This window comes from Paenibacillus sp. USDA918EY (assembly GCF_009870825.1).
In the GTDB taxonomy this organism is placed as follows: Bacteria; Bacillota; Bacilli; order Paenibacillales; family Paenibacillaceae; genus Paenibacillus_AQ; species Paenibacillus_AQ albilobatus.
Map to the genome: position 1 here is coordinate 503284 of NZ_WTWY01000001.1, position 23507 is coordinate 526790.

At 47.5% G+C, this 23507-nt stretch carries 15 protein-coding genes and 1 pseudogene; 14 read left to right on the forward strand and 2 right to left on the reverse strand.

Annotated elements, in window-relative coordinates; genetic code table 11:
* Window positions 1–19: 19 nt before the first annotated feature.
* The 7 genes and pseudogenes from GQY55_RS02425 to GQY55_RS02455 all read left to right on the forward strand — a co-directional run bounded on the left by GQY55_RS02425 (window position 20) and on the right by GQY55_RS02455 (window position 7922).
* Window positions 20–583, forward strand: coding sequence for a hypothetical protein (locus GQY55_RS02425; RefSeq protein WP_160037769.1), 564 nt, complete (start codon window positions 20–22; stop codon window positions 581–583).
* A gap of 213 nt (window positions 584–796) precedes the next feature.
* The gene (locus GQY55_RS02430; protein WP_160037771.1) at window positions 797–1216 is read left to right on the forward strand and encodes a hypothetical protein; all 420 of its coding nucleotides are present in this window, start codon (window positions 797–799) and stop codon (window positions 1214–1216) included.
* Window positions 1158–2333 (forward strand): putative Ig domain-containing protein, encoded by a 1176-nt coding sequence (locus tag GQY55_RS02435; protein WP_236575357.1) that lies wholly within the window; start codon window positions 1158–1160, stop codon window positions 2331–2333. Before GQY55_RS02430 ends, GQY55_RS02435 begins: the two co-directional genes overlap by 59 nt.
* A gap of 141 nt (window positions 2334–2474) precedes the next feature.
* Window positions 2475–3881 carry a discoidin domain-containing protein gene (locus GQY55_RS02440; protein WP_236575358.1) on the forward strand — a complete coding sequence of 469 codons (1407 nt, stop codon included), beginning with the start codon at window positions 2475–2477 and terminating at the stop codon, window positions 3879–3881.
* 105 nt (window positions 3882–3986) lie between these two features.
* Window positions 3987–4621: pseudogene (locus tag GQY55_RS02445) on the forward strand (Gfo/Idh/MocA family protein); the annotation flags it as partial.
* Between the two features lie 198 nt (window positions 4622–4819).
* Window positions 4820–6940, forward strand: coding sequence for an alpha-galactosidase (locus GQY55_RS02450; RefSeq protein ID WP_160037779.1), 2121 nt, complete (start codon window positions 4820–4822; stop codon window positions 6938–6940).
* A gap of 4 nt (window positions 6941–6944) precedes the next feature.
* Window positions 6945–7922, forward strand: coding sequence for a hypothetical protein (locus tag GQY55_RS02455; protein WP_160037781.1), 978 nt, complete (start codon window positions 6945–6947; stop codon window positions 7920–7922).
* Between the two features lie 5 nt (window positions 7923–7927).
* On the opposite strand, the gene GQY55_RS02460 is transcribed toward GQY55_RS02455, so the two are convergent.
* Window positions 7928–8818 carry an AraC family transcriptional regulator gene (locus GQY55_RS02460; RefSeq protein ID WP_160037783.1) on the reverse strand — a complete coding sequence of 297 codons (891 nt, stop codon included), beginning with the start codon at window positions 8816–8818 and terminating at the stop codon, window positions 7928–7930.
* 662 nt (window positions 8819–9480) lie between these two features.
* Here GQY55_RS02460 and GQY55_RS02465 point away from each other — a divergent pair.
* The 7 genes from GQY55_RS02465 to GQY55_RS02495 all read left to right on the forward strand — a co-directional run bounded on the left by GQY55_RS02465 (window position 9481) and on the right by GQY55_RS02495 (window position 22105).
* Entirely contained in the window at window positions 9481–12828 is a 3348-nt protein-coding gene (locus GQY55_RS02465; protein ID WP_160037785.1) for a DUF5107 domain-containing protein, read from the forward strand.
* A gap of 275 nt (window positions 12829–13103) precedes the next feature.
* Window positions 13104–14873 carry a glycoside hydrolase family 35 protein gene (locus GQY55_RS02470; RefSeq protein WP_160037787.1) on the forward strand — a complete coding sequence of 590 codons (1770 nt, stop codon included), beginning with the start codon at window positions 13104–13106 and terminating at the stop codon, window positions 14871–14873.
* 14 nt (window positions 14874–14887) lie between these two features.
* A complete protein-coding gene (locus tag GQY55_RS02475; RefSeq protein ID WP_160037789.1) occupies window positions 14888–17341 on the forward strand; it encodes a glycoside hydrolase in 2454 nt (817 codons plus the stop codon).
* A 223-nt stretch (window positions 17342–17564) separates the two neighbouring features.
* Window positions 17565–17996 (forward strand): hypothetical protein, encoded by a 432-nt coding sequence (locus GQY55_RS02480; RefSeq protein WP_236575359.1) that lies wholly within the window; start codon window positions 17565–17567, stop codon window positions 17994–17996.
* A gap of 342 nt (window positions 17997–18338) precedes the next feature.
* A complete protein-coding gene (gene rpoN / locus GQY55_RS02485; protein ID WP_160037793.1) occupies window positions 18339–19658 on the forward strand; it encodes an RNA polymerase factor sigma-54 in 1320 nt (439 codons plus the stop codon).
* Window positions 19659–19750: 92 nt separating this feature from the next.
* Window positions 19751–20644, forward strand: coding sequence for a dihydrodipicolinate synthase family protein (locus GQY55_RS02490; protein WP_160037795.1), 894 nt, complete (start codon window positions 19751–19753; stop codon window positions 20642–20644).
* Window positions 20645–20665: 21 nt separating this feature from the next.
* Entirely contained in the window at window positions 20666–22105 is a 1440-nt protein-coding gene (locus GQY55_RS02495) for an aldehyde dehydrogenase family protein (protein WP_160037797.1), read from the forward strand.
* A gap of 199 nt (window positions 22106–22304) precedes the next feature.
* Here the strand turns inward: GQY55_RS02495 and GQY55_RS02500 are convergent, their stop codons facing one another.
* Window positions 22305–23507 carry an NAD(P)/FAD-dependent oxidoreductase gene (locus GQY55_RS02500; protein WP_160037799.1) on the reverse strand — a complete coding sequence of 401 codons (1203 nt, stop codon included), beginning with the start codon at window positions 23505–23507 and terminating at the stop codon, window positions 22305–22307.

Sequence of the window (23507 nt, forward strand, 5' to 3'; positions counted from 1 at the left end):
ATGAGGAGGAAAGAAACGAATGAAAAAAATATACAAGGTAATTACTTCTGCCATATTGGCAACTGCTATGATCGCTACATCATTCATATTGGACATGCCAGGCACGAATGTTTATGCGCAGCAAACGACGGGGAATGCCCCTTATATTAACTCATGGCTAGTTTCTGGTCCTTTCGAATCGCCTGTAGTGGACAAAATTTATGAATGCGAAGTGGGGAAAATCGTTAATTACGCGCCATTGGCATCAGAAATCACGGCATCATCCTCAACGCTTGCCGTAAATCCCGTGTCCTATCTCGTGGATGGAAGTACCATAAAACAATGGGTGACCGAGAATGACCCTAGTCCTTGGGTAAACTTGAAATGGAACGAACCCATTGACATCAATGAAGTCAAAATCGCGCAATGGGGTGATTCACGCCACGTCAACAATTGGTATCATCTTACCTTTACGCTTCAAGACGGCAGCAAAGTAGAATCCGGTAAAATTAACAGCACCTCTTCCAGCCCTTCTGAACCAACCGTATATTCGACGACATCCGTGTTGAAAAATGTAGTGGAAATGAAGGTGGAAATCGATTAAGAGCGCACACCTTATCCACCGATTACCGGAATTTCCGAAATCGAGGTATATCATAAACAGGCAGTTGAGCCTAATCCTGACGCTTCTGCGATCACGCCCAAAATTGGCGAGCCGTTAAGCTATGGCGACGAAAATCGCAAATGGGAATATTTCGATGATCGTATCTATAACAGAAACTATGATGATTATCAAGATTTGTATGGTTACTATCAGGTGAAGAAAGGAACGGATACGCGAAACAAATATATATACGCTCACACATACGTATATAGTCCGGTCGAACAACAGGCTTATTTCAATGTAGGAGCAAGCGGCTCGTATCGACTTTACGTAAATGACAAGTGTGTAACCGCACCGTCCGTACCGGTTGAAGTGCAAAAGGATTTGACCAAACAAGCGATCCAACTGAAGCAGGGTTGGAATAAAATGATGATTCAAATCGAACATACGTTTACAGAAGATGTGAATGAAAACGGCGTTCCAATCGCTCAGGATCAGAACGTCGCGTACCTAGGGTTTTACGGAAGAGTCGCGGATCAAAATGGCAATAAAATCGACGGGCTTATTCATTCCGTTGAAGGCGATACTGAAACTCTTAAAATTGTCTCGCAAGGATTTATCGACCGAAGATGACATTAAATCTCCGCTTCCTGCCAATAATTTGCCCCTTGGTTACAAGGAATGGCCTTATGTATGGAATAAATCGATAACGACGAATAAATATGGCGTCGCAGCATCGGCCTTTCAATTTATGGCTGGCGGAGGTGAGCCTGGTTATACCTGGAAAATTATAGAGGGCAAATTGCCTGACGGCTTGGAATTAAAAGCAGATGGCACCATTGCAGACGGATTAGTGAATGGAAAAGTTGATCTCAACAGCAGCAAAGGCATCATCAGTAACAACAGTGAGCCGGGAGACTATAGCTTTACTGTACAAGTAACGGACAGCAGTGGGAACAAGGCTTCAAAGAATTTTACAATTACAGTGAAAGAACGCCCCAACAAATGGTTTGAGGAGGGCAGGGTCGGCGCGTTAAGCCATACGATCGTAACTTACGGCTATTTTAATGATCCTAATTTCTCTGCTGATTTATGGGCAGAAAGAGCAAAGCGTCAGGGACATTCGCTAGTTTCAGTTGAATCGTTGCAACAAAATTATTATTGGCCTTCAAAGTTTAGCGATCCTAAGCATGAGCGGCAGTTGTATTACCCTAAGGGTGAAGATGGGAATGTTGTGGATGGTATTAAGCAGTTTGAAGAGGCGGTCAAACGTTATGGTATGAAATTCGGCTTGTACTACGCAACCGAGGGTGGAGGTTTGCAGCATTTTTCTACAGATGTTTTAGTGCAAAATGTAGAGGATCTCATTATGCGTTATGATCCGGCATACCTCTATTTTGACGGTCCACAGGCAATGCCTAATGCCAATTTTGATGTGATGTTCAGCAGCATTCGGAACCATAGTGATGAGATCATCGTCAACTCCAATGCATGGGGTGCGGAGTACGGTGACCCGGATTTAAGAACATCCGAAGCCAGTCATATTTACGCGAACGCAGGAGCAAATCATCTTGTTAAACGCACCACAATGGAACCATGGAAGTCTGTTCACACCAAGAACAACTACACGCCATACTATGCGAAACGCGATGATTACCGTCAGGTTGCCAAAGAAATGATCATGAATGCCAACAGAGGTTATGTGGACAACAATGACCAAATGCCGCTGATGAGCCGTGGAACCAACTAGGATTCTCCGGAAGATGTCGCAACAAGATAGCCCAAATCCATTCAAGAGTTTATCGATGTTCGCGAAGGGCTTGCGAGCTGGTTTGCGCCTGAAGGCATGCCGGAAAAGCATGAGTCTACCACGGGTACGACGCCCTTTTTCTTGTCGGGCTACGGCAACGAAGACGATGGTAAAGGCAACTATGGAAAGTTCGCCTTCCCTAATAGTACGACAGGCCCACAATGGGGATATGCAACGTCCAGAGATAACAATATTTATCTCCATATTATGAAAGGGCCTGACGGCAAAAAAGGGTTTGACGCCATAGCCGGAAAGTCTTTAACCATTCGTCCGATTAAGGACAAAGTGACGTCTGTCACCTGGTTAAACAAGAATATTCCTGTAACCTCGTTCGTGCAAAATGGTGATAGTCTGACCATCAAGCTCGCCAATGTTCAGGAGGATCCGATTGATTCGATCATTAAGATTGCAACAGACAATGCTGCACGCAAATATACGCTTACGAATGTCATAGCAACGGGTGAGCAGTTATCGCCTGCATCACTCAAAATCAACGCTGAGGGGTATATGACATATCCGGCGCTTAAAGCTAAGCTTTCGGGTCTAACTTATAGTAGTACGAATCCTAAAATAGCAGCGGTTAATGCCAACGGAATTGTCACCCCGAAATCAAACGGAACAACAAGCATCACCGTTAGCGGCAGTTATGAAGGAGTAACGAAACAGGATACTTTGAAAGTAACGGCTAAAGACGGCAAAATCTATGTTGGCGAGAATATGATTGGCGCTACTTTATTCGTTAACGGAAAAGAAACTTATGGCGAGTTTGGCACATTAGAAAAGCTTGGGTATCAAATCGAAGGCAGATCATCGAAGGGCGGAGCGATCGGGCTTGGCGCAGCGAAGATTAAATGGCATGGCGGTATCGTCGATCTGAAAGCGGGAGATAAATATAAGCCCGTCGTGATCAAAGAAGTCAACACGTTTACTTTCAAAAAAAATGAAATCATAACGCCGAATGTAGAACAGCCTGCAAGGGGAGTTGTATGGGCCGATGTAACGTTGGACGGCAAGACATTTACAACCAATAAAGTATTCATGGACCTGCTGCCGTACCAAAATCTTGCAAGGACTGCTGAAATTACAGCTAGTCATAATCAAGAAGCTGTTAATCATCTGGTTGATGGCAAAGCGATTGACGGCATTCATTTTGATCGATCCAAATGGTCGTTGGCGGCAGATGAAAAGGCATGGGTTCAGTTTAAGCTGCCGACGCAATCCCAGATAGCTAATGTCAATATTAACTTTAATTCGTTAGACCAAAAATATATCAATACGCCGAAAACGATTAAAATTCAAACCAGTGATGATGGCATGGAATGGAAAGATGTGAGCACAGTTAATGGCCCAACTGGGGATGCTTATTTCGGATTCTATAACCAATATCCAATAAATAAGGAGGCTCAATACGTAAAACTCATATTTGATAGCGGTTCAAACGGGTCGACGATGGATTTACTTGAAGTGGCGATAAACGGAATATATTAACGAAACCGACAGCTGAACGGGTGTTTCTAAGACCTATTAAATTGTTGAAGATGAAGGGGAGCAAACCGGAAAGACTGCAACCTGTAATGTGACAGTTGCAGAAACACGGAATTGGAACCAGCAATTAAGGACACGAATGCGAATTTTGTGATGGATGTGACGATTCCGGATAGTCATTTTGATATTAGTACGACTTCGATGCGAAATGGCTGTAATGTATTTGGGGAGAAACCGATGTCGGCTAATCTGGAGCAAGCGAAGGAAATTATCCAAGTGTCCGAAGCGACGGGAAGAACGTTATCCGTCATGCAGAATCGGCGCTACGATGCCAATATTCGCGCACTTCGAGAGATGATCCAATTCGGTACCATTGGCAAGCCTGGGATGGTTAACGCCGATTTCTTTATTGGACCCCATTTCGGCGGGTTCAGGGAACTTATGGACAGTCCGTTAATCGTTGATATGGCGATTCACACCTTCGATCAGGCAAGATTTATTCTGGGAGCAGATCCGGTATCGGTATACTGCCACGAGTTTAATCCCACGGGGTCCTGGTACCAGGGCAACGCTGCGGCGATCTGTATTTACGAAATGTCGGATGGCTCCGTCTTCTGCTATCGAGGCTCCTGGTGCGCCGAAGGTGCGTCTACCTCGTGGGAATCGGATTGGCGGATTACGGGGGAGAAAGGGACGGCGATTTGGGATGGCATTGGTGCACTTACGCGGAAGTCGTTGCTCCAGGCTTTGATCATTAAGAAAATAATTCATGAACCTATTATGATTTTGATTATATCAAGAAAAAAAGTGATTAGAGTATAAGAATATCATCCATCAATATCCGTATTTCGTCAATTGGCCGATCGTATTTTGTGCGGTACAGTAAAGCTATAAGTGCGTGTTCAAAAGGCTGATTCTATTTAAAAGGGAGGACAAGGAAAATGCCGATCATCAGCATACCCGAGCGAAAAACCTGGGTTTTGCGTACCCACCATGCCGATTACGCCATCGGCGTCGACGAAAGCGGTGCGCTGCAGCATTTGTATTGGGGCGAGAGGCTAAGCTTGCCTGACGATTACCCGGGAGGGGACTGCCGGCAAGCCTGGATTTGGGAGTCGGAAGATGGCAACAGCAGGGAAGAAACGATGCCGTGGGGCAAACGAAACTTCACGGAACCGGGGTTGAAGGTGGAATTCGCGGACCGGACGCGGGATCTTGTCCTTCATTTTGCGGGGGCGCATATCGAAAACGACACGCTTCGAATAGAGCTGCTGGATGTATTGAAATCGCTGCAAGTAACGGTTAATTACCGTCTATATGACGAGTTCGATCTGATCGAGCGTTCCCTTGAAGTAAAAAACACAGGTGAGGGTGCGGTGCATATCGAGCAGGTAATGAGCGCGATTTGGCATCTTCCCGTGTACCCGTCTTATCGCCTTACTTATCTGACTGGGCATTGGGGGGCGGAAACGCAGCTTCGCCGGGAAATGCTTCAGGAGGGAAAGAAAGTGATTGAAGCCCGCAGAGGCATTACGGGACATAACAACAATCCTTTCTTTGCCGTAGATTTTGGCGAAACGACGGAAGAATGCGGTCTTGTGTACTTCGGAGGGCTTGCCTTTAGCGGACATTGGAAGATCGTCGCCGAGCGGACGCCGTATCAAACGCTGCAAATAGCGGCGGGCATTCACGATTTTGATTTTCGCTGGCTGCTTGAAGCGGGTGAAACATTCGTTTCGCCCGTATGCGTGGGCGGATTTACCGCCCGCGGATTTGGCGATGCGAGCCGGAAGCTGCACAATTATCAACAAAAACACGTGCTGCGTAACGGCGGGCAGCTCAGAAAAATTTTATACAACTCCTGGGAAGCGACCTATTTCGATGTAAACGAAGAAAACCAGAAGCGGCTTGCGGAAAAAGCCGCGCGACTTGGCGTCGAACGCTTCGTTGTGGATGACGGCTGGTTCGGAAAGCGCAATGGCGATAAGGCCGGTTTAGGCGATTGGTATGTAAACCGGACCAAGTTTCCCAACGGGCTAAAGCCACTTATTGACTACGTAACAACTCTTGGCATGGATTTCGGTATCTGGGTCGAGCCTGAGATGGTGAATCCGGACAGCGAGTTATATAGGAAGCATCCGGACTGGGTCTATCATTTCCCGGACCGTCCACGCTCGGAGGGGAGAAATCAGCTTGTTCTGAATTTGGCTAGGGATGACGTTCAGGCCTTTGTATATCATGCAGTAGATGAGTTGCTGTCTGCCCACTCTATTTCATTTATCAAGTGGGATATGAACCGCTACTTTAGTGAGCCGGGTTGGCCCGGTGCGGAAGCCGGCCGCGAACGCGAGATATGGGTTAGGCACGTGAACGCGCTCTATGACATTTGGCGGCGGCTTCAGGAAAAGCATCCTCAAGTACAGTTCGAGTCATGCGCCGGGGGCGGCGGCCGGGTGGATATGGGGATCATGCGGTTCGCGGACCAATTCTGGACCAGCGACAATACCGACGCGTTGGATCGTCTACGCATACAATGGGGGTACTCGCATGCCTATAACAGCAAATCAATGGTATGTTGGGTGACTGAAACGGTCAACTACATGAACGGCCGCCGCATACCTCTAAAATTCCGTTTCCACTCTGCGATGATGGGAACGCTGGGGATCGGCATGAACCTGAATCATTTGACCCCGCAGGAAATGGAGGAAGCTGCAGGTTATATTGCCCAGTATAAACAAATACGGCCGGTGGTTCAGGAAGGGCTTTGCTATCGTTTGTCCCCGCCTGAGCAATCGGACCTTACCTCTATGCAGTATATAGGGAGAGACGGGCAGGAAGCGGTCGTGTTCGTGTTCAGGCATGCGCAGCAATTCGGTCACCCCGCGTTACCTGTCAGACCGCGCGGTTTGGATCCGTTAACGTGGTATTGCAACGAAGAAACCGGCGAAGTCCACAGCGGGCAGGGCTGGATGTCCCGGGGCATTCAATTGGAGCTAAAGGGAGACTATGACAGCGCCATAATCAGGCTGATTCAGGTAGAAGGTGAAGATAAGGGAGTTTAATTCGTTGAAAAAATCTAATGGCTTTTGCTGTTATTCAGGGGTTTATAAGCAGCAGGAATCCGTCATCGCAGAAAGTGAGATAGTAAGAATCGAGCTCGTCCCTGCTCTCGGAGGTAAATGGGTTTCACTCATTCACAAGCCATCCGGGAAGGAGTGGTTGCTCGATTCCGGTGATCGGCCATTGAAACAGCCGGTATACGGATCGGCCTTCACGGATTGGGACATGAGCGGATGGGATGAATGTTTCCCAACGATTAACCCATGCGTGGCAGAACTGGACAATGACAGGATTCAGCTTCCCGATCATGGTGAGTTATGGTCGCTGCCGTGGTCAATTAAATGTATGGATAATGCAATCGAATGCTCTGTCGTCAGCCCGAACATGCCGTACAGATTGAAACGACGAATCTCTTTTTCGGCGCCTGATTGCGTTAATCTTGAGTATAGCGTCCAGAATCTAAGCGCCTTTATGCTTCACTTTTTGTGGGTCCCGCATCCGCAATTTGCCGTCTCGGAACCGACTCGCATTCTGCTGCCTCCCGAGGTCGACAAGATGCTGTGCGTTTTTGGATTCGACAAATTCAAAGCGGGGGAGTCGTATGCCGCGCAGCGGATGTCTCTTGTCTCCCCTGAAAAGACAGGGGCGGGAAGTAAATTTTATTATCCTGGTTATTCTACTGCCGGATGGTCGGGACTGCACGGACAAGTTAGCGATTGCTACCTTATTCTTTCCGTTTCCCCTGATGAAGTTCCATTTCTAGGCGTATGGATTGATGAGGGCATGTTTAACGATCGGGTGACATGTGCGCTCGAACCTGGTATCGGTTATTACGATTCGCTTGAAACCGCAGTAAGAAACGGCACGGCGCAATATGTTCCCCCCAACGATTCTTTTGCATGGCAAATGAAGCTTTGGCTTGGCCGCGGGAACTGGGAGGATTCGCTGCCTGCTATCCTTTCACAGGAGCATTCCGTGATATAGGCCGTTCAACCTTTTGGAATGTTGCGGTATTGCGTCGGAGAAATACCCATGATTTTTTTGAACAGCCTGGAGAAATAGTAGGGATCGAGTATACCAACCGAGCAAGCGATTTCCTTGATCGTAAGCTCGGTTAAGCTTAGCATTTGAGCGGCTTTTTGCATCTTCATCCGCAAGAAGAAATCAATAGGAGGGCACCCGGTTTCCTTGTTGAATAGGTAAATCAGATGCTGCTTGGATAAACCGGCATGTTTCGCTAATTCAGAGAGTTTGATGGAATCGTCCAATCGTCCGTTCATGTAATGGATGGCGTTTTCCAGATAACTCTCTTTTTTTTGGTCCTTAGCAGAGGCTGCGCTGTAGGTTCCGATATGGCTTAAAAGTTTCCGGATCACGTTGAATGCATGAATTTGTACCGGCAGCGAGTAGGTTTTACTAGAGAGCAAGGCGTAACATTGATCAAAGCCTTCCGAAAAAATTGAATGCGCATTCGTATCCAAATGAATTGGAGCTCCATCCAGCCCGTACATTTTGACCATGGAGGCTGCTTCCCCGCCATGGAGGTGCAACCAATGGATGCTCCAGGGGGAATGGGCAGAAGCGCCGTAGCGGTGCGGAATTCCTGCCGGAATGACGGCGAAATGCCGTGCGGTCAATTGCATCGTCGTATGATGTTCCAGCTCGATCCATCCGCTCCCTTCGGTGCAATAAATCAAGATATGAGCGTCGCAGCCCTCGGGCCGTTCACGATAATGAAACTTTGCGTGGGGAAAAACGCCGATGTCACTGACATAGAAATGGCGCGCCAATTCGGACAGGGCCAGCTCTCTTTGCCTGTAATCGGGCATAACATATAACTTCTGCTCATTAAAGCCGTCCATTTTCTTTAAGTCATCCATGAAGTTCCTCTCCCTGCAAAAAGCTTTGATCATTAAGAGGTAGTTCAAAAAGTCGGCTTTTGATCACGAAGTGAATCAAGAAGTAACACGGCATCGAATCTTGAATTCACCCGCGACAATCCTATGCTTCCGAAGCATGTTTCCTAGGGAAACATTTCAGGTGCTCACGTACCTAAAAAAGCGGTCGAAGGCGTTTTCTACGAAAACGTGTAGCTCCGCTCCTTACGTCCCTAGCTTCATTCAGCTCAAGCGTTTTGAAAAAACGCACATCGGAAGCATAAGCCTCGGTGCTGAAAACCGACCTTATTGAGCATGTACATTAAGAAAATAATTCATGAATCTATTATGATATTGATTATATCAACAAAAAAGTGATAAAAAAATAAGAATATCATCCATCAATATCCGTATTTCGTCAATTGGCCGATTGCATTTTGGGCGATACAGTATAGCTATAAGTGCGTGTTCAAAAAGGACGGTTTTCAGCACCGAGAAGGTTGAATGAAGCTAGGGACTGAGGAGCGGAGCGTACGTTATAGGTACGTGAGCACCGGAAGTCCCGGGTGAATTCAAGATTCGATGCCGAGTTACTTCTTGATTCACTTCGTGATCAAAAGCGGACTTTTTGAACTACCTCTATAACCCATGAAGGAGGAGTTCGTATGGATAATCAACATGTCAGGGTCTGGGAGCAAGTTACGGGAATCCCCACTTATGAAACAGGCGAGCCGGACAAAAACCCGATGTTTTTGGAAAAGCGCGTATACCAAGGTAGTTCGGGACGAGTCTATCCCTACCCGGTCATCGATAAAATAAATGATCGGAAAACGCTCAAAAACTACCGGATTGTCATACTCGAGAACGAATATGTTCGTATCGAGATCATGCCGGAGCTGGGCGGCCGGATTTACCGCGCCTTGGACAAGACGAACAATTACGACTTTGTCTACTATAACAGAGTGATTAAACCGGCACTTGTCGGTCTTGCCGGACCTTGGATATCGGGGGGGATCGAATTCAATTGGCCACAGCACCATCGCCCGAATACTTATGGCCCCGTGGAATACCGTTTTGCTCAAAATGATGATGGCAGCGCTACGGTTTGGGTCAGCGAGATCGACCGAATGTACGGAACCAAAGCAACCGCAGGTTTCACGCTGTATCCGGGAAAAGCGTATCTGGAAATATCGGCGCAGCTCTACAATCGAACGCCTGAACCGCAAACGTTTCTCTGGTGGGCGAATCCTGCCGTTGCCGTTAATGATCATACGCAATCTGTGTTTCCGCCTGACGTAACGGCCGTCTTCGATCATGGCAAACGAGACGTTTCCAGATTTCCGATCGCAACGGGTACGTATTACAAAATGGACTACTCTCATGGCGTCGACATTTCGAGGTATAAAAACATTCCCGTACCAACCTCTTATATGGCGTACAAGTCCGATTATGATTTCGTAGGAGGTTATGATCACAGTGTTCAGGCGGGATTGCTGCATGTTGCCAATCATTACGTTTCTCCGGGAAAAAAACAGTGGACTTGGGGTAACGGGGAATTCGGCCAGGCATGGGATCGGAACCTGACGGATGAAGATGGGCCTTACATTGAACTGATGACGGGTGTGTATACCGATAACCAGCCGGACTTTTCATGGCTGCAGCCCTATGAGGAAAAATCATTCAAGCAGTATTTTATGCCGTATAAAAATATTGGAGTGGTCAAAAACGCTTCGATTGACGCCGCTGTCAATCTTGAAATCGACGAAAGAAGCCGCGAGGCTGTCGTCATGGCGTATGCGACCTCTTTATTTAAGGGTGCTGTTGTTGAGCTTAAAGGCCGTAAGGGCATCTATATACGGGAAGAAGTTGAACTGTCACCGGAGACAACGTTTAAGTCGTCCATTCTTATGGATGAGGAAGATCAACCGCATGATCTGATCGTGTCCGTTCGAAACGCAGACGGTAAGCTGCTGGTATCTTATCGCCCGGCCGAAACTTCGATTGAAGAGGTTCCGGATGCGGCAAGCCCGCTTCCGGAGCCGGAAGATTTAAAAACAAATGAGCAGCTGTATTTGGCAGGTCTGCACCTTGAGCAATACCGCCACGCTACATTTGAGCCGGACATGTATTACTTGGAGGGATTGAAAAGGGACCCGGGAGACATCCGGATTAACGTTGCTTACGGTACGCTGCTTCTTCGCCGCGGTTTATTCAGGGAGGCCGAAGGGCATTTCCGATCCGCCGTGAAATCGCTAACCTGGCGCAATCCGAATCCTTATGACTGCGAAGCTTACTATCAGCTTGGCTTATCGCTGAAGTTTCAAGGTCGTCTGGATGAAGCTTTTGCCGCTTTTTACAAGGCGGTATGGTCGGCGGCCTGGCAGGACAGCGGCTATTTTGCTCTCGCACAAATCGCCTGTGAACGCAAAGAATATGCGGATGCGCTCGAACTCGTGGATCGTTCCCTCGTGCGGAACGGTCATCATTATACAGCACGTCTTTTGAAAGGTGCCCTTTTGCGCAAGCTGGGGCGTTTCAACGAAGCATTGACCTTCACCCGGGAGACGTTGACTCTGGATATCGCTGATTTCGGCGCTTATAACGAAAGCTACTTGACGCTTCGCGCTCAAGGAGAAATCGATAAAGCGGATGATGTTCTCAAAGAACTTGTCTGTCTCATGCGCGGCGATGCGCATAACTATGTGCAACTCTCCTCCGATTATGCTGCCTGCGGGCTATTCGATGAGGCGATCGAGGTATTGAACCGCATCGTCAAAGACCATAGGTCGAACGCATATCCCATGCTGCATTATACGTTAGGCTATGCACATCAAAAAAACGGTCAACCGGCAGAAGCGCTTCTTTATCTTCAGGGAGGGAATGCAGCCCCGCCGGAGTACTGCTTTCCTAACAGCCTTTTTGAATTCCTTGTTCTGGAAAACGCCGTCATGGTACGGCCCGAAGACGATAAAGCACACTATTATTTAGGGAATTGGATGTATGATAAAAAGCGGTACGATGAAGCTATACACCATTGGGAAGCATCCCGTACATTGCAGGGGGATTATCCAACCGTTCACCGGAACCTGGCGCTTGCATATTACAACAAACGGAAGGATCCTCAAGCGGCGCTTGTCTCCTTGGAGAAAGCATTTGAGGTCCAGCCGAATGACCCCAGGGTGTTGTTCGAACTGGATCAATTCTATAAAAAATTGGGTTACGAGCCTGCAAAACGGTTGGCAATACTCGAGGATAAGAAATCGCTCGTCCTCAAACGGGACGATCTTTATCTGGAGTATGCATCATTGCTTAACGCTTTAGGCCGTTATGAGCAAGCGGCAGAGGTATTGGACAATAGAACATTCCATCCTTGGGAGGGAGGCGAAGGGAAAGTAACGGGACAATATGTTTTGACACGGGTCGAGATGGCCAAATGCGCTTTGAAGAACAATGAGAACGAAGAAGCGATCCGACTGTTGAACGAAGCGCTTGTTTATCCTGAAAACCTCGGAGAAGGGAAATTGTTCGGAGCACAGGAAAACCATATCTATTACTATATGGGAATCGCATACCAAAACTTGAAAAAGGGAAAAGAGGCGTTAGAGTGCTTCACGAATGCATCCTTGGGATTAGCTGAACCAACGAACGCGATGTATTACAACGATCAGCCGCCGGAGATGATATTTTACCAGGGCAGGGCATGGCTAATGCTGAATAATGAAAAAGAAGCGAAACGGCGTTTTAACAAATTAATCGATTTTGCCGAAAAACATCTGTTTGACGATGTCAGAATGGACTATTTTGCCGTCTCTTTGCCTGAGTTTCTCCTATTTGAAGACGATTTGAAGAAGCGGAATACGATTCATTGCTTTTTTTTGATGGGACTAGGGCTGCTTGGACTCGGCCATTCGGCGCAGGCTAAAGAGAAATTCGATAGAGTCCTTCAATTGGATCCGAACCACCAGGGAGCACGAATTCACCGGCAAATGTGTGAAGGCGTAAGTACTATATAACCGATTGGTAAATTGCTCGCTCATTGTTATAAACGTAAAAATTAGCGTCGCGCTGTCGATTAGAGATGAGAAGGCCATTAAAGTCTGGCCCAGTGACGAACGATCCATCTCGCAGAAAAGCAACGGAGATGTTAAGATTTTGAGAATTACAATAAAAGAAGAGAACGACAGTCGCATTTTTTGAAGGTAATAGCATTTTTCATTGTTTTTGAAATCAGCGTTACATGTTACGTTTTCCTCAAGCCTTAAATTAAAGAATTGAGGAGACTTCAGGAATGGCAACTTTTATAGTCGAGGGGAAACAGTTTTTGTACAATGGTGAGCCCATACGAATTTTATCCGGCGCCATTCATTATTTCCGCATCGTACCGGAATATTGGCGGGATCGGTTGCTGAAATTGAAAGCTTGCGGCTTTAATACGGTTGAAACGTATGTGGCGTGGAATGTGCATGAGCCGCAGGAAGGACAATTCAACTTTCAAGGTATTGCCGATGTGGAGCGTTTTATCCGGTTGGCGGTGGAACTAGGTCTGCATGTCATCATCAGGCCAAGCCCGTATATTTGTGCGGAATGGGAGTTTGGCGGCTTGCCGGCTTGGCTGCTGCGCGATCCTTCCATGCGTCTACGTAGCTGCTATAAGCCTTATCTGGACAAAATCGATGCTTATTACGATGAGTTAATGCCCAGGTTAAAGCCGCTTTTATGTACGAACGGCGGACCGATTATTGCGATGCAAATCGAAAATGAATATGGCAGCTACGGGAACGACAAACAGTATCTAGCGTACCTGAAACAAGCCATGATTAAGCGCGGAATGGATGTACTTCTCTTCACATCGGATGGATACGACGATTCCAATCTCCAAGGGGGACTCCTTCCAGGGGTGCTGGCTACCGTCAATTTCGGATCGCGACCGGAGGAAGCCTTTTCTAAGCTTGAAGAATATCAGCCCGACTGGCCGAAGATGTGTATGGAATACTGGAACGGTTGGTTTGATCATTGGGGAGACGAGCATCATGTGAGAGAACATGATGATGTGGTGGATGTAATGGACAGGATGTTACAATCCGGCGCATCTATCAACTTTTATATGTTCCATGGCGGGACGAATTTCGGTTTTTACAACGGCGCCAATTATCTAGGTAAGTATGAACCGACTGTGACCAGCTACGACTATCATGCGGCATTGAATGAATCTGGAGATATCACGGATAAATATGAAGCGATTCGCGAAGTCATTTCTAAATATGTAGAACTGCCAGAGGTGGAATTGCCGCCAACTGTCCCTAAGAAAAACTACGGCAAAGTCCGACTAACCGAGCAGGCGCGTTTGTTCGATTCGCTCGATCGGTTGTCTGAGCCGGTGCGGCGGCCTTGTCCGGAAACGATGGAGCATATGGGGCAGAATTATGGTTTTATCCTATATACAACCCGTATTTCCGGTCCAAGAGCGAAAAACAAGATCACGATTCAGGAAGTTCGCGACCGGGCGCTGCTCTATCTGGACGGTGTGTATCAGGGGTGCGTAGAGCGCAACACTCACGATCAAACGCTGGAGATCAAAGAAAATGACATCGTGGCGGACATTCCGCCGGAAGGTGCGACCTTGAGCATTCTCGTTGAAAATATGGGCCGGATCAATTACGGTTTCGGAATGAAAGACCCGAAGGGGATTACCGAAGGCGTCCGCTTCGAGCGAATGTTCCTGCATGATTGGACGATTCATACGCTTCCGCTGGACGATTTGTCCGGTCTTTCATTTCAGGATTTGCAACCGGATGAGGCATATACGCCTACTTTTTATAAAGCCGTGTTCCACATTGAAGAGGCAGGCGACACCTTCCTCAAATTGGAAGGCTGGACGAAAGGAGTCGCCTTCATCAACGGCTTCAATCTAGGGCGCTACTGGGATATAGGACCGCAAAAGGCGTTGTACGTTCCAGGTCCTCTTCTTCGCGAAGGAGAAAATGAGCTGATCGTATTTGAACTGCACGGAATGCAGGAACCGGTTGTCATATTCCAAGACTTTGCCGAGTTGGGCTAAGGAGGGCGAGATTCATGAAATATCCTGAACGGAAATGGACGATCTATGTGATTCACCATTCGCATACCGATATCGGGTATACAGAGCGACAAGAAAAAATCGAACAATTTCATATTGATTTTATTCACCAAGCCTTATCAATCCTTGCATCCATTGAATCCGGCGAACGTAAAGATTGGGCAGGGTTTAAGTGGACATGCGAAACATTCTGGGCCGTCGAACGGTTTTGGGAGCAAGCCTCGGAAGAAACCAGGGAACAATTTGTCCGCGCCGTTCAATCCGGAGCGATCGGACTTTCGGCCAACTACTTGAATATGACGGAATTGATCGACGGATCCTTATTGCGGAATATGATAGCGAAATCCATTCGTTTTGCAGAATCGCACGACATCAAGGTGGATTCGGCCATGACCGCCGACATCAACGGCTACAGCTGGGGTTTCGCTCAAGAACTTGCCGATGCGGGAGTAGAGCATCTATTATCGTGCGTCCATCCGCATCACGGGATGTTCCCGCTTTGGAAGAAACAAACTCCATTTTGGTGGGAGACTCCGAAAGGCAACCGCCTCCTCGTATGGAACGGAGACCATTATAATTTGGGGAATGATTTCGGTTTTGCGCCAAAGGCGACACACAGCTATGTCATTCTCGATGAATTTCCGAATGAGACGAACCGGGAAAACCATTGGGAGGTGCTGGAAAAGCGTGTTTTCCGCTACTTGTCTCAATTGGAAGCTGAAAAATTCCCATACTCTTTCGTTCCCGTAGCGGTTTCGGGATTAATGACAGATAATGCGCCGCCCAATGCCGGGATCATCCCGCTGCTTCAAGAATGGAATGAGAAACATGGCGATCTTGTTGAACTGAAGATGGTGACGTTAAGCGAATTTTTCACCATATTCAAGCCGCATGCGGATTCGATCCCGGTCTATAAGGGGGATTGGCCTGACTGGTGGTCGGATGGCGTTGCTTCTACGGCCATATCAACTCAGGTGTTTCGGCAAGCGAAACGCACATTGCGGCTGGTTAAACAGTTGGACCCCGAGCACCAAGTCAATTCGCCAGATAAGATAGAAGAAATCGAGTATCAATTAATACAATATGCCGAGCATACGTGGGGGCATTCTCATTCCGTAAGTGAACCATGGAATCCTCACGTTCAGTCGTTAAGAGTAAGAAAGGACGCATATGCAGCGAATGCAAGCCGTCTTACTAGTGTAGCGCTCGATAGGATCCTCAGGCATCGCGGGGAGGCGGAGCTGTATCCGGATCGGCCTTTCACTTATAAAGTGATCAATCCAACCGCAGAACCTGTTGAAGATGTGGCTTTTTTGCATATCGATTATTGGGAGTGTCCTGTCTTTAAGCATGGCATGGAAGTGGTGGAAATCGAGACAGGCTCTGTCGTTCCCCATCAAATAAAGGCGATAAGCAGAGGTTGGCAGATTATTATTCAGGTCAAGTTGAATGCAGGAGAAGAACAAAGCTATATGCTTCGACCTGCTGTCATCGAAAGTCATATCACAACGATAAACGCTGATTTAATCGGAAGTGATGGCGTGCGGGATGTTGTCCCTTTCCATCCGATAGACAATCCGGAGAAGATTCGTATTTCGGAGCATAAAATTAGCACCCCTTATGTCCATATTTCCTGGAAGGCAGGCGAAGGGATTACCTCTTGGATTGATCTGACAACGGGTATAGATTTACTGCAAGAAAGCGAGCATGCTCCATTCACGCCGGTTTACGAAGTAACTCCCGTGCAGAATGAAGCAGAGATCATGTCCGTGCGCAGGGGGATGGGCCGAAATCGCAAAGGATTTAACGTCCAGCGCAGTGTCGGACGGCTCGTTCGTATTAAAACGGGTGAGCAAGGCGAGATGTACGGAACGATTGAACTGCAATATGAAGTCGCCGGAATGTCCTATTATTCCGTGTTTGTTACTGCATATGCCAATATGCCGCGTGTCGATGTTGCCGTCCGCCTGCATAAGGATAGTGTATGGAGTCCGGAAAATGTGTACGTGTCATTACCATTCCGTGCAAGTGAGGATGAAGATGAACAATTATGGCTTGAAAAAGCGGGTTGCATGATTCGTCCGGGGGAAGATCAGCTGCCAGGGACATGTATTGATTTTTACTGTATACAGGAAGGATTGGCATTTGTGTCACCACAAGCTGGATTAGCGCTTGCAACTCCGGATGCTCCATTGATTCAATTAGGTTCGATCGAGCATCAGGCAAGACATTTGCATCAACAATCTGCTAAAGGAAAAGAGCCAGGCCACTTGTATGCATGGGTGCTGAACAATTTCTGGGAGACTAATTTTCAGGCCACGGTCGGCGGTTTTTACGAATTCAGATACTTGTTACAGTGGGGGAATGATCTGGCAGATGCAAATGCGGCAATTGGCCGTTGCCATCAAATGAATAATGGAATAGTCGCATTCCGAACGTCTTCCAAATAGGGACATTCTATGAAGAGGAGAGAAGATGTGTTCTCCATACGGCTTTCATTTTTAAGGCGATTATAAAACAGCGGGTCTCAAGCAACTTCATTATCGGCTTGTTCACGCCGGAAGGAGATATGGCGGCGGCCGATGCGCTCCAGGAATGTCCGCAAATGAAACTAAAGCACTGGCGTCTAGAATCGAGGACGTCCCCGAACTGTTAGTCGAAATAAATATTGCAGTGGGTAAACCTGTTAAAGGGACAAATAAAGCGAGAATTGAAATTCCTATTACAGACGGAAGCACATATACCGTTAGAATTTTATTATTGGACGCTAAGGGCAGTGTAATTAGTTATGCAGATCATATAGGCGTACTAAATGATAATCATGCAGATGTTTATGAAGGCACTGCAACTTTGAATGGATCTAAAGTTAAACTGTCTGGGCCAACATCCAATGATTGGTGGCATTTATATGCATGGCAGGACGGCAAACAGATTACATTCAAAAATGGAAGACAATTTGCCATTCGCGGTGTTGATGATTTAACATCACTTACAGTTGAGGGAGGCTCCGGCGTTATTAAAGTCGTTCTTGAAGACTTCAGTGGCAAAATGTCTGAGCCAGTAGAAGTTCCATTTGGAACAACGTACACAAGTATGGAAAAATAGGAAACGCCAGTTTACCTTTTAAGCTGCAATGGGACTGATATCATAGTGTAAGGCAAAATGAAACACCTTCAAGGAAATTGGGCCATATCGAATGATCTGGAGAATACCTCGGAGGTGTTTTATGCTCATTTAATAGTGTATTAACATGTAGGCTGGTTAATTTATGCAAACCCAATAGAAATACCATTGAACGAAGCACAATTCCCCCAATATTTATACAATTTAAAAAAACTCGATTTCCTATAATTATGGGACATCGAGTTTTTTATTTTTTTACCATGGCATGAAGTTTGCTTTAAATTCACCAAGAAAAGTATCTGGATCACGGGAGGGATGTACCATATGCAGATGACATATCGACTGAATCAGGAACAGCGCGTAAAACTGTTCATTACCCCTGAACTGAAGCAGTCCCTTCACATTCTACAGCTAGCTGGAACGGATCTTGCTCCGTACCTTCAAGAGCAGGCAATAGAAAATCCTTTTATAGAGATTGAATGGTTATCCGAGTCATTCTATTCCGGCTCCGGCGTCAAAAATATGGAAAAATCTAATTTCAACGCAGTTGAGGCTTACGGTACGAAAACTGCAACAAGGGGTACGCTTGAAAACTGGATGATGAACCAATTTCGAATGACGAGCTACTCCTTGGAACAATTTAAGGCGTTTTCCTATTTGGCCGGTAACCTGAACGAGGCCGGTTATTTGACAGTAAGTCTGGAGGAAGCCGCACAAGAGCTGAATTTGACAAGCGATGTCATGGAAACCGCGCTCAGGACGCTTCAATCATTTGATCCCCCGGGTGTTGGAGGGAGAACTTTGCAGGAATGTCTAACGATTCAAATCGAACGAGATCCGTTTGCCATAAAAGGGGCATTGGAGATGGTTTCAGGTTATTTGCAAGACCTTTCCAAAGGAAGAACCGACAAAATTTCCAAAGAGTTAAACATCGAACCGTTGCAAGTGTCTAAAATCCTAACATACATTCGCACACTCAATCCACGTCCTGGTCTAGCTTTTGTAACGGATGAGGAGCAGAACATCATCGTCGATGCCCATGTCTACATGAACAGCAACCAGTTTGTCATCGAGCTGAATCATCAAGATCACGTAAAAATCAGTGTTAACAAAGAGTATCTTCACATGGTTGATGGTCTTAACGATATAGCGGTTTCTCGCTTTTATGATGAAAAAATAAAGGAGGCTCATTGGCTGCTGCGCAGCTTGAACCAACGTAATCAAACGCTGTTAAAAGTAATTACGGCCATTGTGGAGGAACAGGCTGATTTTATAAATGGAACGGCGCAGGGAATTAGACCGATGACTTTGAGAAACATCGCGCAAAAGCTTGATTTGCACGAGTCCACTGTCAGCCGTGCAGTTAAAAATAAATACATTCGTACGCCAAGAGGCATATTTGAGCTGAAGTTTTTTTTCTCAATCGCCATTCAAACCAACGGAGGTGAAGACATCTCGGCTCAAAATATCAAATGCATGATCAAGGAAATGATTCACGGGGAAAACAAGAGAAAACCGCTGTCCGACCAAGAGATTACGAATATGCTCATTGAGAAAGGAATCTGTTTATCGCGCAGAACCGTTGCCAAATACCGTGAAGAGGAACATATCTTATGCTCCTCCCTGCGGAAGACAAACGGTTGAGACTCTGAATTACGGTAAGGAGGGATGCTTACTCGATCATACTTGCGACTTGTGCAAGAAACAGCATAAAAATTGAGAGGAGAAGACGAAAAATGAGCAAATTTCCTGGAATTTATGTTGCAACTGTAACACCTTTTACAGCTTCATATGAGGTTGATTTCAATCGTTTGAAGGAGCATGTTGACTGGTTGATTCAGAAGGGCGTCGACGGCATTATTCCGACGGGATCGCTGGGCGAGTATGCCACTCTAACAAGCGAAGAAAGGGCTCAGGTGATCACGGCAACCATCGACGCAGCCGCGGGACGTGTGCCGGTAGTTATCGGCGGAGCAGCACCTTCCACCAAACAAGTGGTCGAACTGATCCAGTTTTCCAAAGAGAAAGGCGCAGAAGGAGTTATGGCGCTGCCGCCGATCAATTATAAACCTACTGAAGATGAGGTCGTGGCCCACTATGAGGCGGTTTCCAATGCGGGATTGCCGGTTATCGTATATAACAATCCTTATGATTACCCGGTTGATTTGACGCCTCGCATCCTTCAGAAGCTGTCTAAATTCGAAAACATCGTTGCTGTCAAAGAATTTTCCGGTGACGTGCGCCGGGTTTACGATATTCTTCGAGAGACCGATTTGGAAGTGATGATCGGCGTTGACGATCTTGCGCTTGAAGGTGCCTTGGCAGGGGCTACCGGTTGGATTGCCGGATTCGCAAATGCATTTCCGAGAGAAAGCATCACGGTCTTTAACATGACAAGAACGGGCCGTGTGGACGAAGCGCTTGAACTTTACCGTTATTTATTGCCTTTATTCCATTTTGATGCCAATCCGCGCCTGGTCCAGGCGATCAAATACGTAATGGATTTTGTCGGTCAACCGGCTGGGCCGAGTCGTCCTCCTAGACTGCCGCTTCCGGAAGAAGACCGGCTTGCAGTACAGGAAGCGTACAAATATGCTGTAAACCGTCCCATTAGAATCGTTCAAGAATAAATAAGATAGGGAGATCTTTTTATGTTAGAAAGCAGAAACTGGATTGGCGGGGAGTGGAATACACCGACGGAAGGAAATCTTATCGTCATGAATCCGTCAGATCTACAGGAACAAGTAGGCGTTCTTCATCTTTCTGGCAAGTCCGATGTGCTTCAAGCCGCACAGGCCGCACGCATGGCATTTTCAGGTTGGGCGGGACTACCTGCTCCCAAACGCGGGGAGCATATTTTACGGCTTGCGGTGGCGCTCGAAGCTAATCTCGAAGAATTGGCTACCCTGGCCAGCCGTGAAATGGGAAAGCCGATTACGGAGATGAAAGGTGAAGTCATACGGGGCGTAAATTTGCTAAAGTATTATGCAGCGGAAGGTGTGCGTTCGTTCGGAAGCGTGATTCCGGCCTATGATACGAACATTCTGCAATATACGAAGCGTGTTCCGTTAGGCGTTGTCGGTCTGATTACGCCATGGAATTTTCCCGTGGCAATACCGATCTGGAAATTAGCCCCCGCCCTGATTTGCGGAAACACGGTCGTATGGAAGCCGGCGGAATATGCGTCTCTAACGGCAACCAAAATGGCGGAGATATTCCATTTCGCCGGACTGCCAGACGGCGTGTTGAATCTCGTCATCGGTAAAGGGAGCCGAATTGGCGACACGCTGCTGGAGGAATGCGATCTGAATGCCGTCAGCTTTACCGGATCAACCGGCACAGGTCTGCGTGTTGCATCCGCGTGCGCGAAACGCAATATCAAATACCAGACGGAAATGGGCGGGAAAAATGCAGCCGTTGTGCTGAAAGACGCGGATTTGGACAAAACGGTCCCGGCGATCCTGAGCGGGGCATTCCGTTCGGCAGGGCAAAAGTGTACGGCAACCAGCCGCATTATCGTGGAACGTGAAATCGCTCCCGCGTTTACCGAAGCGATGCAGAAAGCGGTCCAGTCGCTAAACATTAGGCCGGCGCTAGATCCCGCTGCATATCTAGGGCCTGTCGCTTCATCTTCACAATTTCAAAGCGTCATGTCATACGTGCAAATGGCCCGCGAAGAAGCACAAGTGATCGCCGAATGCCGCCAAAAAGTGACCGAAAGCCAAGGACATTACGTTTATCCACTGCTTGTTAGGGGCATCGAGAGCAATCATGCACTTGTTCAAGAGGAAATTTTCGGTCCACTTGCCGTCATGCTGGAGGCCGACAATTACGAACATGCGGTTGATTTATGCAATCAATCGATATTCGGATTAAGCGCATCAGTGTTTACAAGGGATTTATCGAACGGCCTGCGCTTTCTCGACGATGCGCAAGCCGGTATGGTTCGAGTCAATCAAGAGACGGCAGGCGTGGAATATCAGTCGCCTTTTGGCGGAATGAAAATGTCAAGTTCGCACTCGCGAGAGCAAGGGCAAGCGGCGCTGGATTTCTATAGCGATGTGAAAACTTGCGGAATAAGTTATACGTAGTTCATAACAAAATAACCCCACAAAGTGGAGCCTATGCTTCGATGCCTAATCCAAATACTTTGTGGGGACCCCGAAACACAATACCCCACAAAGTGGAGCCTATGCTTCGATGCTTATTCCAAATACTTTGCGGGGACCCCGAAACACATAAATTATCTAAAAAAATGCGGCCGGGAATGAGTTATTCCCGGCCGCATTTTTAACTGAAGTTTTCGCTGTACATCGACTCCAAGCGCTGCCGTCCTTCGGCGACTTGAGGGTGAAACTGGATCGAAGCCTTCGCGCGAGTTATGCGAAGATTTTGAATGGATTCCCGCAGATCTTCTTCAGTTCCGCTGACTTGATGGAAAGCCGCGATCGATAAGCCGGCAACGGTACCTTGAGCAGCAGCGATCTTGGCGCTTTCAATGCCGGTAATATTGCCGGCTACGAACAACCCTGCGAGCGGCGTCTGCATTCGAGCATTGTGAAGCGGAATATGTCCCCCCAATTCAGGGATATACCGGAAGGGGCAGCCGGCGACTGCCGCCAGTTCGGCTAAAGGATAAAGGCCTCCAGCCATGCACACGAAATCGACCGGCAAGCTTCTAGAAGTGCCCGGGACAATATTGCCGTCCGGCGACAAATTCGCCACACGTACGCTCTCCACTTTCTCAATGCCTTCAATTTCTACTGCAGCTTTGCGCAGCTGGACAGGAATCCCCCAAACCTTAAAACCTCCTTTGGGATATAAGTGAAGTCCCAAGGATTGCAGAGGAGTATAGCGCATTAAGCCGCTGCCAAGGCGAAGTAGGGGAGATGGCGCAAGATGACCGAGGCGGACGATGGACTGCATCACTTTTCTAGGATCCCCCGCATCATGATTGATCATATTTTTAGCGGGAAGCACCATGGCGGCGATCTTGATGCCCGCGAGCTCAAGTTCTTGCGCAATTGCCATCGACAGCACATTGATCCCTACAATGACTCCACGCATACCTACGCGGACTCTGTGTACATTCGTCATCACTTGAGCGGCGCCGATGGACATGACACCGGGCAGTGTCCAACCCGGAATAGGACAAGCCGTTTCTGCCGCGCCTGTCGCAAGTAAGAGGGCCGGCGCTTTAAGGATACCGGTCGATGTATAAACCATCCAGCCGTCGTCCGAATGATTTAAGTCGATAACGGATATGCCAAGTTGAAGCTCGACGCCTAGTGATGCAGCCTTATCTTGAAGTTTGGCCGCTTCTTCGATCCCGTTCCACCAAGAGCCGTCCGGTTCCTGATACAACTGACCAAGCAATCTGCCTCCCGGTCTCATGAATTCGTCGATGACTTGAACCTGCAGCCCCCTTTCCGCACAGGAAATAGCAGCAGATAGGCCAGCAGGACCAGCGCCGACGATAAGCACATCTGTCAT

Excerpts from the sequence above, each read along its gene's own strand:
- GQY55_RS02490 (WP_160037795.1), top strand. The coding sequence starts at position 19,751 with ATGAGCAAATTTCCTGGAATTTATGTTGCAACTGTAACACCTTTTACA.
- GQY55_RS02465 (WP_160037785.1), top strand. The coding sequence starts at position 9,481 with ATGGATAATCAACATGTCAGGGTCTGGGAGCAAGTTACGGGAATCCCC.
- GQY55_RS02475 (WP_160037789.1), top strand. The coding sequence starts at position 14,888 with ATGAAATATCCTGAACGGAAATGGACGATCTATGTGATTCACCATTCG.
- GQY55_RS02450 (WP_160037779.1), top strand. The coding sequence starts at position 4,820 with ATGCCGATCATCAGCATACCCGAGCGAAAAACCTGGGTTTTGCGTACC.
- GQY55_RS02495 (WP_160037797.1), top strand. The coding sequence starts at position 20,666 with ATGTTAGAAAGCAGAAACTGGATTGGCGGGGAGTGGAATACACCGACG.
- GQY55_RS02470 (WP_160037787.1), top strand. The coding sequence starts at position 13,104 with ATGGCAACTTTTATAGTCGAGGGGAAACAGTTTTTGTACAATGGTGAG.
- rpoN (WP_160037793.1), top strand. The coding sequence starts at position 18,339 with ATGCAGATGACATATCGACTGAATCAGGAACAGCGCGTAAAACTGTTC.
- GQY55_RS02425 (WP_160037769.1), top strand. The coding sequence starts at position 20 with ATGAAAAAAATATACAAGGTAATTACTTCTGCCATATTGGCAACTGCT.
- GQY55_RS02500 (WP_160037799.1), bottom strand. The coding sequence starts at position 23,507 with ATGACAGATGTGCTTATCGTCGGCGCTGGTCCTGCTGGCCTATCTGCT.
- GQY55_RS02460 (WP_160037783.1), bottom strand. The coding sequence starts at position 8,818 with ATGGATGACTTAAAGAAAATGGACGGCTTTAATGAGCAGAAGTTATAT.